The sequence below is a fragment of the Spirulina subsalsa CS-330 genome (assembly GCF_028330765.1).
Lineage (GTDB): Bacteria > Cyanobacteriota > Cyanobacteriia > Cyanobacteriales > Spirulinaceae > Spirulina > Spirulina subsalsa_A.
Genome location: NZ_JAQMTY010000015.1, coordinates 15,440 through 29,093 on the forward strand (window position 1 = coordinate 15,440; position 13,654 = coordinate 29,093).

Annotated in this window: 9 protein-coding genes; 6 read left to right on the top strand and 3 right to left on the bottom strand. The window is 52.2% G+C overall.

What is annotated here, in order from left to right:
* Positions 1-49 precede the first annotated feature (49 nt).
* Together PN477_RS00905 and rnc are read left to right on the top strand one after the other, a co-directional pair.
* On the top strand, positions 50-838 hold the full coding sequence (locus tag PN477_RS00905; RefSeq protein ID WP_272117398.1) for a hypothetical protein: 789 nt from the start codon (positions 50-52) through the stop codon (positions 836-838).
* Positions 839-947: 109 nt separating this feature from the next.
* Entirely contained in the window at positions 948-1,667 is a 720-nt protein-coding gene (rnc, locus tag PN477_RS00910; protein WP_272117400.1) for a ribonuclease III, read from the top strand.
* Between the two features lie 107 nt (positions 1,668-1,774).
* Here the strand turns inward: rnc and PN477_RS00915 are convergent, their stop codons facing one another.
* Positions 1,775-3,493, bottom strand: a complete 1,719-nt coding sequence (locus PN477_RS00915; protein ID WP_272117402.1) for a sensor histidine kinase — start codon at positions 3,491-3,493, stop codon at positions 1,775-1,777.
* A 262-nt stretch (positions 3,494-3,755) separates the two neighbouring features.
* Between PN477_RS00915 and phnD the strand changes: the two genes are divergently transcribed.
* The gene (phnD, locus tag PN477_RS00920; RefSeq protein WP_272117404.1) at positions 3,756-4,793 is read left to right on the top strand and encodes a phosphonate ABC transporter substrate-binding protein; all 1,038 of its coding nucleotides are present in this window, start codon (positions 3,756-3,758) and stop codon (positions 4,791-4,793) included.
* Between the two features lie 26 nt (positions 4,794-4,819).
* Here the strand turns inward: phnD and PN477_RS00925 are convergent, their stop codons facing one another.
* Together PN477_RS00925 and hisD are read right to left on the bottom strand one after the other, a co-directional pair.
* Positions 4,820-6,967 (bottom strand): adenylate/guanylate cyclase domain-containing protein, encoded by a 2,148-nt coding sequence (locus PN477_RS00925; protein ID WP_272117406.1) that lies wholly within the window; start codon positions 6,965-6,967, stop codon positions 4,820-4,822.
* A gap of 404 nt (positions 6,968-7,371) precedes the next feature.
* On the bottom strand, positions 7,372-8,682 hold the full coding sequence (gene hisD / locus PN477_RS00930) for a histidinol dehydrogenase (RefSeq protein ID WP_272117408.1): 1,311 nt from the start codon (positions 8,680-8,682) through the stop codon (positions 7,372-7,374).
* A 267-nt stretch (positions 8,683-8,949) separates the two neighbouring features.
* On the opposite strand from hisD, the gene rpsT reads away from it, so the two are divergent.
* The 3 genes from rpsT (at position 8,950) to rpoB (ending at position 13,626) form a co-directional block, all read left to right on the top strand.
* Positions 8,950-9,249 carry a 30S ribosomal protein S20 gene (gene rpsT, locus PN477_RS00935; RefSeq protein ID WP_272117410.1) on the top strand — a complete coding sequence of 100 codons (300 nt, stop codon included), beginning with the start codon at positions 8,950-8,952 and terminating at the stop codon, positions 9,247-9,249.
* A gap of 123 nt (positions 9,250-9,372) precedes the next feature.
* Positions 9,373-10,167 (top strand): TatD family hydrolase, encoded by a 795-nt coding sequence (locus tag PN477_RS00940; RefSeq protein WP_272117411.1) that lies wholly within the window; start codon positions 9,373-9,375, stop codon positions 10,165-10,167.
* Positions 10,168-10,296: 129 nt separating this feature from the next.
* Entirely contained in the window at positions 10,297-13,626 is a 3,330-nt protein-coding gene (rpoB, locus tag PN477_RS00945; protein ID WP_272117413.1) for a DNA-directed RNA polymerase subunit beta, read from the top strand.
* Positions 13,627-13,654 lie beyond the last annotated feature (28 nt).

Here is a 13,654-nt window from a genome sequence, read left to right on the forward strand (position 1 = left end):
CTGCAAACTCATCACCATTCACATCCACACCCCATTTTTGGAGGTTTCCATGTCCAACTCTGCACCCAATCTCAACGCTCTTTTTAACACCGCCCACGCCGAAGGATCTCTGTCCACTGCATCGATGCACACCTTGAATGTCATTGATATTGGGGCGGAAATTCAAGCCGGTTTGGGGGTCAATATTAATGATGTCAGTGCCAGCGAAGTGGTGCTGGTGACGATTATGCCCGATGATTCTAGCTCGATTCGGTTTGGAGGGAATGCCCAAGCCGTGCGCGGCGGTCACAACAGCGTTATTGATGCGTTGATGGCGACCCAGCAAAAGGACAATTTATTGATTCACACCCGCTACCTTAACGGTCATGTGTTGTACCCCTACTGCCCCCTAGAACAAGCCGTGCGCATGACCCCGCAAAATTACAACCCCAATCAAGGCACACCCCTGTATGATCAAACCGTCGTGCTGTTGGGGACGGTGCTCGCGAAGACCCAAGAATTTGAAGATAATGGCGTGCCAGTGCGCACCTTGACCCTAATCATTACCGATGGAGCCGATGAGCATTCCCAGCGATCGCGGGCCAACGATGTCAAAACTTTAGTCGGGGATATGTTGCGGGCGGAAAAGCACATTGTGGCAGCGATGGGCATTGAAGACCAAGGCACTGATTTTCGCACAGTGTTCCAAACCATGGGGATTCGTGATGAATGGATTTTGACACCGGGGAACAGCGATCGCGAAATTCGGAACGCCTTCCAAGTCTTCTCCCAATCCGTCCTCAGCCTCAGCCAAGGATCGCCCGGCCTGCGCCAATCCCTTGGCGGCTTCGGGGGCTAACGCATCCCGGCGCGAGACCCGCTCGGAGTCCGGATTGATCAATAGGTTAGGACTCTTCAGGCTGATTAAATTGCTACACTAAAGGGTTAGCTTCAATGTATACCTGTCTATGTCCACCCTCACTGATCCGCGTCGGGAAAAACAACTCCACACCCTCATGCAGCGGTTTGGATTAGCCGCCGATGCCCCCGTTGATCTCCAGTTACTCAACCTCGCCCTCACCCATCCGAGTATTGATCGCCACGCCAACTATGAACAGTTGGAATTTGTTGGGGATGCGGTCGTACGGCTCATCGCCTCTGATATTCTCCTCGAAACCTATCCCGATGCGTTAGTGGGCGAGTTTGCCGCCATTCGTTCGGTGTTAGTGAGCGATCGCGTCCTCGCTGAACTCGGCCTTGAATACGGTCTCGATCGCTATCTGATCATGAGCGGCAATCGCCTCGCCTCCGGTCGCAACTCCCAACAAATCCGCCTCGCCGATGTCTTTGAAGCCGTCCTCGGTGCGTTTTATCGCAGCACCATGGACATGAGCTTAATTCGCTTTTGGTTTGAACCCATTCTCCGCGAAAAATCTGCCGAAGTTCGCGCCGATCCGGCCTTTTGTAACTATAAAGATGCCCTCCAAGAATGGACCCAAGGCAAATACAAAAAACTCCCAGACTATCGCGTCCAAGAAAACCAAGCCCCCACCCCTCGCCAAGAACGATTTTCGGCTGAAGTCTGGCTCAATGAAGAATGTCTAGGGTATGGGAAAGGCCCCTCCAAAAAAGCCGCCGAACAAGCCGCCGCCAAAGAAGCATTTTTAGCCGTTAGTCAAACATCATGACATCGCTTCAAGCAAGTGAGCTTAACCCTGTCATGGATCGATCAACGCACAGTAAGTAATTATCACTAATGACAACTGAGTGCAGTTATGATCCTTGGGCGATTAAGCTAGATCAACAATGCAGCAGCGATCGCCGGAATTTGAATCGTAAACACAGTACCATGACCCAACTGAGACGAGCAGATCAATTGACCACGATGCTGATCGACAACAACCGCATGACTGATAGATAGCCCTAACCCTGTCCCCTTTCCCACCGCCTTTGTCGTGAAAAATGGATCAAACAAACGCGCCTGACATTGCGGATCAATGCCTGGGCCATTGTCTTCAATTTGAATTTCAATACTATTTTCCTCAATTTGTTTTGTCCGAATCCAAAGCGTTGGCTCTCGATCACATGGCCCAAACTCTTGTAATGCATCAATCGCATTACTCATAATATTTAAAAAGACCTGATTGAGTTGACCCGCATAGCAATCGATCGGGGGTAACGCTCCATAATCTTTAATGACCTGGATCGGTTTGTGGGTAGCTGCATGGGTCAGACGACTTTGGAGCAGCAATAACGTATCCTCTAAGCCATCATGAATATTGACCCTCTTTAAAGCCGATTCATCTAAACGCGAAAATGTGCGCAATGACTTAACAATTGCTTTGATCCGATTGGCTCCTGTGGTCATCGAATCAAGTAGAGACGGTAGATCATTTTCGATGAATTCTAAATCATAGTCATCCTGTTGATCTTGAATGACAAACATAGCATCAGGATATTGTGATTGATAGAGATGGAGGAGAGTAAATAACTGGGTTGTATAGTCTCGGAGGTGTTCTAAATTACCATAGATAAAGCTAACTGGGTTGTTAATTTCATGGGCAATTCCCGCCACCATTTGCCCTAAGCTGGACATTTTTTCTGTGTGAATCAATTGTAGCTGAGTAGATTGTAATTGAATTAAAGTGTTCTCTAATTCTTGAGATTTGATGCGCTCGCGTTGCTCACTTTCAATTAAACTCAATTCAGCTTGTCTGCGTTGCTCAATTTCTGACTCAAGTTGCTCATATCTAGACACAATCCGAAAGGTTTGATCAAAAGTCGTGGCTAAAAATCGAATTTCATTTTTAGGTAAGCGCTTAGGGAAATGAAAAGATCCAGTCGCTTGGCTTTCCAGAATTGCAATATTTAAACTCCACAGTGGCCTTAAAACAAATTTTTGAATCAACACACCCATCAGCCCTAAAATGACAGCGATCGCAACCAGTAACGTTGCTGTTGATTGGAGAAATGTTTTAAACGCCCGATCCTGAATATGTTGAAGGCTAATCCGGGTCACCACTAGCCCGTATTTTGTCGTTGAGCCAAATAATGTACTTTTAAACGGAGAAAATGCAATAATCGCTGGCGTATGATCCGTTGTGATGTAGCGACTAATCGGGTCGCCATTTTCAATCACATCATTGAGGGTTGCAGTCAGTTCTGGATGAACGTTGCGATAGGGTTGGTTGATTTGGGTAATGACGTTATGGGCAAGGGTTTGACCCGATGGGGTGACAATAGCTACCTCTTCCACATCGGGTAAGGTCGCATAATTGGCAACAATTCGCCCCACCATGCTGGTGTAGCCCACGGAAATCAACCCTTCTGTGGCAAACTTCAATTCTCCTGTAATGGATTCGGCCCGGCGTTCTACTTGCCACTGCAAGTCTGCTTGCATGGAGTGATAGTTAACCCCAAGGATGAGTATCCCGACCATCAATACGGAAATACCAAACCCTGTCAACAACTGGGTTGATAATTTTCTATAGTTTTTCTGAATGGTGTCTGACAAGGTTGTTTTGCTGAGTATATTAAAACAGTATATTGATTTGAGTATTTCAATATTTTAAATAAAATAAGCACTGATGTCGCTAATGTCTCAGGATACTCATGAATTCCCATCGATTCTTTAACGTCAGTTAATGAATGGACTGATCGGGAGTGTTTTGGATCACAATGTAGATGGATCTGCCTTGCTGCCTTTTGATGCTCTACCCTGCCTAAAATTCTAACGCTTTGCGATTACTGTATCCCTTCATTGGAGGAGTCTAATCATGTTTAATGTATTTTCCCCGCTGTCCCGACGGGTAGCCCTCCGTTACGGACTTTTTGCGGTAACGACGGCCTGGGTTTCAACACAACTCAGTAGCTGTACAACGTCCTTCAACTCCGAATCTTCACATCTCTCAACATTGCAGTTTGGCATTCTTTCGACGGAAGATGAAGACAATCAGCAAGGCTTTTGGCAAGAGTTTCTCGCTGAGTTGAGCGCGGCGATTGGGGTATCGGTGCAGCCTTTTTTTGCGCAACAGTATGATGATTTGATTTTGGGGATGCGATCGCAGGATATTCATTTAGCGTGGCTGGGGGGTAATGCCTATATTGAGGCGGCCCAAACCTCTGGGGCTGAAGCCTTTGCTTTGACCTTAGCCGCCGATGGCTCCCAGGGGTATCAAGCCCATTTAATCACCCACATTGATCAACCCTTTGTCCAAGAGGCGCAAGTGATGGGGGGCGATCGCTACCTCCTCGAAAATGCCGCTGACTTAACCTTTGCATTTAATGATCCGACCTCAACCTCTGGCTTTTTAGTTCCTAGTTATTATATTTTTGCGAAAAATAATGTTCAACCTCAGCGTATTTTTAAATCGATGAGCTTTCTCGGCACTCATGAAGCGACAGCGTTAGCCGTAGCAGCGAAAACAGTGGATATTGCCACGAGTAATAATGAAGCCCTCGATCGCCTCAAACGTAGCCATGCTGAGGCGCATCAAAACATTGCCGTGCTTTGGACATCGCCACTCATTCCCAATGATCCCATTGCCTATCATCGTGATTTACCCGCTGACTTAAAAGCAAAAATTCAAACGTTTTTCTGGAATTATGACAATACAGAACAACTCAAGAAAATGGAATGGTCTGGATTTGCAAGCGCGACGGATCAAGTCTGGCATCCGATCCGGGAGTTAAGCTTAGGGCAACAAATTCTAGAGATTGAAGCGAATGAAAATATTGCACCGGCAGAAAAAGACACAATGGTAACAGAATTAAAATCCCAGCTTGAACGCCTTTCTTCATCTCCTTCAAACTAGATCATGGATAGATTACATCTAATAATTTATTTTTCAGTAAATTGCCAAATTCCTTGCCAATCTTCAGGAATGCCGTTATTTTTTAGAATCTGGATACGTTCGAGGTAGAGGGCGGCGGTTTTATCTTGGGGATTGAGATCGAGGACCGTGTGAAATGCGGCGATCGCAGCCTCAAGATTACCCTGCTGATAGGCGGCGATTCCCTGTTCAAAATTGGGTTGAGTTTTGGCTTTCAACTGTTGGCTTTGGAGATCGGCAGCATCGAGGATTTCATAAATGGCGATCGCTTCGTTGCGCCCTTTGACAATCACCCGATCTAAAAAGCGCACGGAGTAGGGATGACCCGGGCCGATCGCCTCTAAAACAGTCTCGGAAATTAACACCGCCACACCGTAAAACTTGGTCAAGCCTTCCAAGCGGGCTGCCAGATTGACCGTATCGGAAAAGGCATCCCCCTGCATCCGCCCCATTTCGCCCACAATCCCCACCATAATGCGCCCAAAGTGAATGCCGATGCCAATTTGAATTGGGACGGGGCTTGCTGGGATGGGGTCTTGGTTATACCGTTGGACGCATTGGTGTTGAGCGATCGCAGCATCCACAGCATCCCGCGCCCCACGGGGAAACGCCGCCATAATCCCATCCCCCAAATATTTAACAATGAAGCCCCCATGATCCCGAATCGCGGGGGACACTTGGCCCAAATATCGATTAATAAAGGCAAAATTTTCCGAGGGGGTCATTTGCTCCGACAGGGTGGTAAAGGAGCGAATATCGGAAAACAGGATCGCCATGTCTGTACTGACATGCTCCCCTAAGGCCACATTAACCAAACTATCCCGGCGCAAAAACCCCAAATATTCCGCCGGAACAAAGCGCAAAAACGAGTTGCGTTGGTCTTCTAAATCCGCAAATGAGGCTTTTAATTGGGTGGCCATGCTGTTGAAGGATTTGGCCAGGCTGAGGAGTTCGCGGATGCCACGGGTGGAGACATTTTGCTCCAATTGACCACCGGCCACTTCTTCGGTGGCACGGATGAGGCGCACCATCGGACGACTGATCAGGCGAGAGGTGAAAATTCCGATCACGGTGGCGATCGCTAACGCCAACAGACAGAGTGCGATCGTGTTGCGGCTATTTTCATGAATCCGCCCCATAAAATCCGCCTCAGGAACCACCAACACAATCAGCCAGTTTAAACCGCGCCCATCTTGAAACGGAGCCACCTGAATAAATTGCAATTGGCCGTCCCACCAAAATTCCAACTGTTGAGCACCGTGAATCTTTTCAAATGATCCGAAGCGTTCTAGTAAATGCTTGACCGTGGCCCGCACCAACGGGTTTTCACTTTCCACCACTTGCAATTGGCGTAGATTTTGCTGCTCACTGACGGCAAAGGTATCGTCGGTAGAACTTGACAGCAGTGCCCCCTGGCGATCCATGATCAAGGCCTCTCCCGATTGACCAATTTGCAACTCTTGAAGAAAAGCTTGTAGATCCTCCGACAGCACCACATCAGTCCCACAGACCCCCACGATCGCATTCCCTTCGTAAATCGGCGTGCTGGCCGTCACCGTCGGGAGTTGGGAGGAAAAATCTAAATAGACCGGACTCCAGGTGGGCCGACCGGCCTGAATCGCAGCCCGATACCAAGGCCGTTGGCGGGGATCGTAGGGGCCGATGGTTTGGAGGCGATGGGTGAGGTTGCCCCGGTTATCTGTGTCGTAGAGTTGGTATTGATAGTCAGTGCGAGAGTTACTCACCATCATTTGAAAGTTGCGCGGGTCAAAGCTGCCCCCCAGGGTGCGCCGCGTCACCCCGAAGAATTCCCCCTGGGAATTGCCGCAGTAGATGCCGTTAATCAGGGCGGAAACTTTGATTTGCTGGAGGAATTGATAACCGCCTTGGGTGTTGCGAATGTTGAGAGCGCCTTCATTGACGGCGGTGGTGTTGAGGCGATTGATGATGTGGGGGGTGCGGATGTAGTTATGGAGACGTTGCTGGATGCGTTCGGTGAGTTCGCTGCGCAGTTGGGAGGCGAGATCGTTCACTGCCTGTTGTCCGGCGTGCCAAGAAAGATAGCCCACTACGCTAATGGCGATCGCTAATTGAGCGATGAACGGCACAATCAGAACAATCCAGAGGGGCAGCGGTGTCAGGCGAGTTCGCTTCATGCCAGGAGTTACACACAAGAGCTAAGCAATCGAGGGGGCCATGCCTCAGCAATTACCCTGATCGTTGATCCCATCAGGATACTTTAATCAGGGGATGGATTGCGTGAGATGCGATCGCGCTAGTACAGAGTCAAGACTTACTATTCGGATTGTCTTGAATGTCCAACACTCAACGTGACGGGGCGTTACGCTTCGCTAACAGCACCCTACAAACATCCTAATTCTTTGCATTGACGCTGCGCTAGTCTGGAGCGAGTACGAGTGAACCAGAGGCTCCCACTGGAATCTTCTGCGAGCTTCTAGCTCGCTGCCCTGGCTGAGAGGGGAATCAAACGCAGGCCAGGTCAACATTAGAACATTGTGGATCAGCAGTAGCAAGCCTTGGGCGGTTTGTGATCCGTCGCTCATCCCCCCTCATTATTTTTTTCGAGGCGGAGCCGCACGGATTCAGCGTGAGAATGGAGGCCTTCCGCGTTAGCCAGGGCTTGGATTGCACCGGACACGCGATTGAGGGCATGGGAGGAATATTGAATTAAGCTCGAATGCTTCATGAAGGTTTCCACGCCCAGGGCGGAGGCGTAGCGGGCTGCGCCGGAGGTGGGCAGGGTGTGGTTGGGGCCGGCGATATAGTCGCCCACGGCTTCGGGGGTGGAGTTGCCGAGGAAGATCGCCCCAGCGTGGCGGATTTGCTCAACGAGGTCCCAGGGGGATTCGACTTCGAGTTCGAGGTGTTCCGGGGCGAACAGGTTCGAGAATTCGGCCGCCGTTGCGAGGGAATCGACGACGATAATCACGCCGTAGTGGGCGATCGCTTTTTCCGTCAGCACCCGGCGGGGATGATGTTCAAGTTGTCGCGTCACTTCCTGCTGTACTTGGGTAGCGAGGTCAGGATCGGGGGTGATCAAGATGGCCGCAGCGAGGGGATCATGTTCAGCCTGGGCGAGGAGATCAGCGGCCACATGGACGGGGGAAGCGTAGCGATCGGCAATCACCAGAACCTCCGACGGCCCGGCGAGGGAGTCAATGCCCACGGTGCCATAGACCATTTTTTTAGCGAGGGTAACGTAGATATTGCCGGGGCCGGTGATCACGTCCACGTTGGGGATGCGTTCCGTTCCGTAGGCGAGGGCTGCGATCGCCTGCGCACCCCCCACCCGATAAATTTCCGTCACGCCCGCTTCCTGGGCCGCCACCAACACCGCCGGATTAATCTTACCCCCCTCCCCCGGTGGAGTCACCATCACAATCCGAGGCACATTAGCGACCTTGGCCGGAATCGCATTCATCAGCACCGTACTGGGATAGGATGCCCGCCCCCCCGGTACATACAGGCCAGCCCGATCCACTGGGGTATAGCGTTTGCCCAAAACCGTATCATGGTCACCAAATTGCACCCAAGACTTGGGCATCCGTTGGCGGTGGAAGGCTTCAATATTTTGGCGGGCTAAGATAATCGCATCGAGCAACTCTTTCGACACTTGCTGATAGGCTGCATCGAGTTCTGACCCAGAAATCCGGAGTTGGTCTAGGGTGAAGCGATGGCCGTCAAACATTTCGGTATAGTCGAGCAAAGCCGCGTCCCCATGCTCCTGAACCGTTTTGAGAATGTCGCGCACAGTCTCCTCTTGGCTTAACATGGCGCTGCTATGCGTCCGCTTGCTAATCCGGTTCAGTTCGGTACGGGCCTCAGTTGCCTCAGTAATAATTCGCAGCATAGTGTGACAATGCCTTGGCGATAGGGGGAACGTTGAGTGAACTCTGAGGGTCTAGAGCACAGGTCTAGTCGTGCAGAGTTAAATTTTAGAATCTTGGTCTAGCTTAACGTGGATAGATTCTTGGGTGCGGGAGGCGGGCTTCGGAGTCGCGCTTCGGGTCTTCTCCAATCAAGTTGCAGGGTTGATTGTGCAAGTGATATATTAATATGTCCTGTAAGTGTTTAATATTGTACCTGCAAACCCAGCGACCTTTTCAAGAAGACGACCGTGGCTAACTCCAAATCTGCTATCAAACGTATTCAAATTGCTGAGCGTAACCGACTCCGTAATAAATCCTACAAATCTGCTGTGAAAACCCTCACCAAGCGGTACTTCGCGGCGGTGGATGCCTATGCCTCGAATCCAACTCCTGACGAGTTGGTGAACGTGGACACCACCCAAGCACGGGTGTACAGCAAAATCGATAAAGCCGTCAAGCGTGGTGTGCTCCATACCAATACGGGAGCCCGGCGGAAGGCCCGCTTGGTACGCTATCGGAAAGCCGCTGCTGCCGAAGCCTCTGCCTAGGGTGTATTGCGTGCGGTTACTCGCAGGAGCCCCGCTTCACCGTGTAATCTGTCCGTTTCCCAAAGCGGACAACTCTGCTGTGTTTAGAGCTTGACACGGCTGATCACTTACCCCTGGGTTGCAATGCAGCTAGTGGACACTCACGTTCATCTCAATTTTGATGTTTTTGACGCAGATCTTGATGCTGTGCGGGAACGGTGGCGCGAAGCTGGGATTGTGCAATTGGTGCATTCCTGTGTTCAACCCGATGAATTTGACGAGATTCGTGCGATCGCTGATCGCATTCCGGAACTCTCCTTTGCCGTTGGACTCCATCCCTTGGATGCCGACCGATGGACTGCGAACAGTCTCACCCAAATTCGGAACTGTGCCCAGTCCGATGGGCGGGTGGTGGCGATCGGTGAGTTGGGTCTCGACTTTTTCAAAGCCGACAATCAAGACCATCAACGACAGGTCTGTCGTCAGCAACTGGAACTCGCCATTGAGCTGGATTTACCGGTGATCATCCACTGCCGCGATGCGGCGGAGGCAATGCGCGATCTATTGATGGACGTGCAGCAGACCTGCGGCCCCCTGCGCGGGGTGATGCATTGCTGGAGTGGAACCCCCACGGAAACCCAATGGTTTCTAGATCTGGGGTTTTACATCAGTTTTAGCGGCATTGTCACCTTTAAAAACGCCCACGCGATCAAAGCGTCGGCCCAGGGTGTGCCTAGCGATCGCCTCCTGGTGGAAACCGATTGCCCCTTCTTGGCTCCCGTGCCCCGTCGCGGCAAACGGAATGAGCCCAGTAACGTCTATTACGTGGCTGCGGCGATCGCCGAACTCCGCGAGGTAGACCTCCGGGATCTCGCGGCGACCACCACCGCCAACGCCCGCCATCTGTTCCGCCTACCCGCCAGTCCTTTGGGTGCTTAGCCCCTAACCTATGTCGGTTTTTTGCCTGTCCCAACTGGATACCTTTGTCTCTACCGTTAGCCTGGCGCTCTAGCGGTGGGGTTTTAGGCTGATCCCCCTTTTCTTAGCCGTCCAAATCCCCAAAACCACATGACTAAGACGAACCTAACCTACAACCTGTTACCCGATCTGATTGAAATTCAACGGTCTAGCTTCCGTTGGTTTCTGGAAACGGGTCTGATCGAAGAACTGAAAAGTTTTTCCCCCATTACCGACTACACCGGTAAATTGGAACTTCACTTTATTGGGGACAAATACAAGCTCCATGCACCCAAATACGACGTGGATGAAGCCAAACGGCGGGATGCGAGCTATTCGGTGCAGATGTATGTGCCGACCCGCTTGATCAATAAAGAAACGGGGTTGATCAAAGAGCAGGAGGTGTTTATTGGGGATTTGCCGTTGATGACCGATCGCGGCACCTTCATCATCAACGGGGCTGAGCGGGTAATCGTCAATCAAATTGTGCGATCGCCCGGTGTCTATTACAAAGCCGAAACCGACAAAAACGGTCGCCGCACCTACTCCGCCTCCCTGATCCCCAACCGAGGGGCCTGGCTCAAATTTGAAACCGACAAAAACAGCCTCGTTTGGGTGCGGATCGACAAAACCCGCAAACTCTCCGCCCAGGTGCTCCTCAAGGCCATCGGTCTCACCGACAACGAGATCATGGACGGCTTGCGTCACCCCGACTTTTATCAAAAAACCCTCGACAAAGAAGGCAACCCCAGCGAAGAAGAAGCCCTGATGGAGTTGTACCGCAAGCTCCGGCCCGGTGAACCCCCGACAGTGAACGGCGGTCGTCAACTGCTTGAATCCCGCTTTTTCGACAACAAACGCTACGACCTCGGCAAAGTGGGCCGCTACAAAATCAACAAAAAGCTGCGCCTCAACACCCCCGACACCGTGCGTGTCCTCACCAACGAGGACATCATGGCGGCGATCAACTACCTGATCAACCTGGAATTTGATGCGGGCTACACCGACGACATCGACCACCTGGGGAATCGCCGCGTCCGTTCCGTGGGGGAACTGCTGCAAAACCAGGTGCGGGTGGGTTTAAATCGCCTCGAGCGGATTATTCGCGAACGGATGACGGTTTCTGAAGCCAGTTCCCTCACCCCCGCTTCCTTGGTGAACCCCAAACCCCTCGTCGCGGCAATCAAAGAGTTCTTCGGCTCGTCGCAACTGTCGCAGTTTATGGATCAAACCAATCCCCTGGCGGAATTGACCCATAAACGCCGTCTCTCGGCCCTTGGCCCTGGTGGTCTCACCCGCGAGCGGGCAGGGTTTGCGGTGCGGGATATTCACCCCTCCCACTACGGGCGGATTTGTCCGGTGGAAACGCCGGAAGGCCCCAACGCGGGGTTGATTGGTTCCCTTGCCACCTATGCGCGGGTGAATGAATATGGCTTCATTGAGACCCCCTATTACCGGGTGGAAAATGGCTATGTCCATTATGAAGAAGAGCCGGAATTCTTAACCGCCGATCAAGAGGATGATTTGCAAGTGGCACCGGGGGATGTGGCCACCGATGATGCAGGGAAAATTCTGGGCGATCGCGTCCCCGTCCGTTACCGGCAAGAATTTTCCACCACCGTCCCCGAACAAGTGGACTACATCGCCGTCTCCCCGATGCAGATCGTCTCGGTGGCAACGTCCCTGATTCCCTTCCTCGAACATGACGATGCCAACCGCGCCCTGATGGGATCGAACATGCAGCGTCAAGCCGTGCCCCTGTTGCGCCCGGAACGTCCTTTAGTGGGAACCGGTCTCGAAGCCCAAGCCGCCCGTGACTCCGGGATGGTGGTGGTTTCCCGTCACCACGGCACCGTGAGCTATGTGGATGCGGAACGGGTGCGAATTCGCGTCAGTTGGAGCGACGAAGAACTAGAGGCCAACCCCGATGGCCTTCCCGATGAAGTGGAATACGAAGTCCAAAAATATCAACGTTCCAACCAAGATACCTGTTTAAATCAGCGGCCCTTGGTGTATCAAGATGAGCCGGTCGTGCCGGGTCAAGTCCTGGCCGATGGTTCGGCCACAGAAGGGGGCGAACTGGCCCTGGGGCAAAATATTCTCGTCTCCTATATGCCCTGGGAAGGCTATAACTACGAGGATGCGATCCTGATTAGTGAACGCTTGGTGATGGACGATGTCTACACCAGTATTCACATTGAAAAATACGAAATCGAGGCCCGTCAAACCAAACTCGGCCCCGAAGAAATCACCCGCGAAATTCCCAACGTCGGGGAAGATGCCCTGCGTAATTTAGACGAGCGCGGCATTATCCGGATCGGGGCTTGGGTGGAATCCGGCGATATTCTCGTCGGGAAAGTGACCCCGAAAGGGGAATCCGACCAACCCCCGGAAGAAAAACTGCTGCGGGCGATTTTCGGCGAAAAAGCGCGGGATGTGCGGGATAATTCCCTGCGGGTTCCCAACGGTGAAAAGGGCCGGGTTGTGGATGTGCGGGTCTTCACACGGGAACAGGGGGATGAATTACCCCCTGGCGCGAATATGGTGGTGCGGGTCTATGTGGCTCAGAAGCGGAAGATCCAAGTGGGGGATAAGATGGCGGGTCGCCACGGGAATAAGGGGATTATTTCCCGGATTATGCCCATGGAAGATATGCCCTATCTCCCCGATGGTCGCCCGGTGGATATTGTTTTGAACCCGCTGGGTGTGCCGTCCCGGATGAATGTGGGCCAGGTGTTCGAGTGCTTGCTCGGCTGGGCTGGGGAGAATCTGGGGGTGCGCTTTAAGATGACACCGTTTGATGAAATGTACGGGGAGGAAGCGTCCCGGACGGCGGTGCATGGCAAGCTCGAAGAATCCACCCAACGGGCTGGGAAAGATTGGGTGTTTGATCCGGAAAATCCGGGCAAAATCACGGTGCGCGATGGTCGCACGGGTGAACCCTTTGATAGCCCGGTGACCGTGGGGATCGCCTATATGCTGAAGCTGGTTCACCTGGTGGATGATAAGATTCACGCCCGTTCGACGGGGCCGTATTCCTTGGTGACGCAACAGCCCTTGGGTGGGAAGGCGCAGCAGGGTGGACAGCGGTTCGGCGAAATGGAAGTCTGGGCCCTAGAAGCTTACGGCGCGGGCTATATCTTGCAGGAATTGCTGACGGTGAAGTCCGACGATATGCAGGGTCGGAACGAGGCATTGAATGCGATCGTTAAGGGCAAGCCGATCCCCCGGCCGGGAACGCCGGAATCCTTCAAGGTGTTGATGCGTGAACTTCAGTCCTTGGGCTTGGATATTGCGGTGCATAAGGTGGATACGGCTACCGATGGCAATAGCAATGATACCGAGGTGGATCTGATGGCGGATGTGGAGCGCCGCCGTACGCCCAGTCGCCCCACCTATGAGTCCTTGACGACGGAAGACCTCCAGGAAGACGAGGTTTAAGCTGCATCGGGGGAAGGTGCGATCGCAC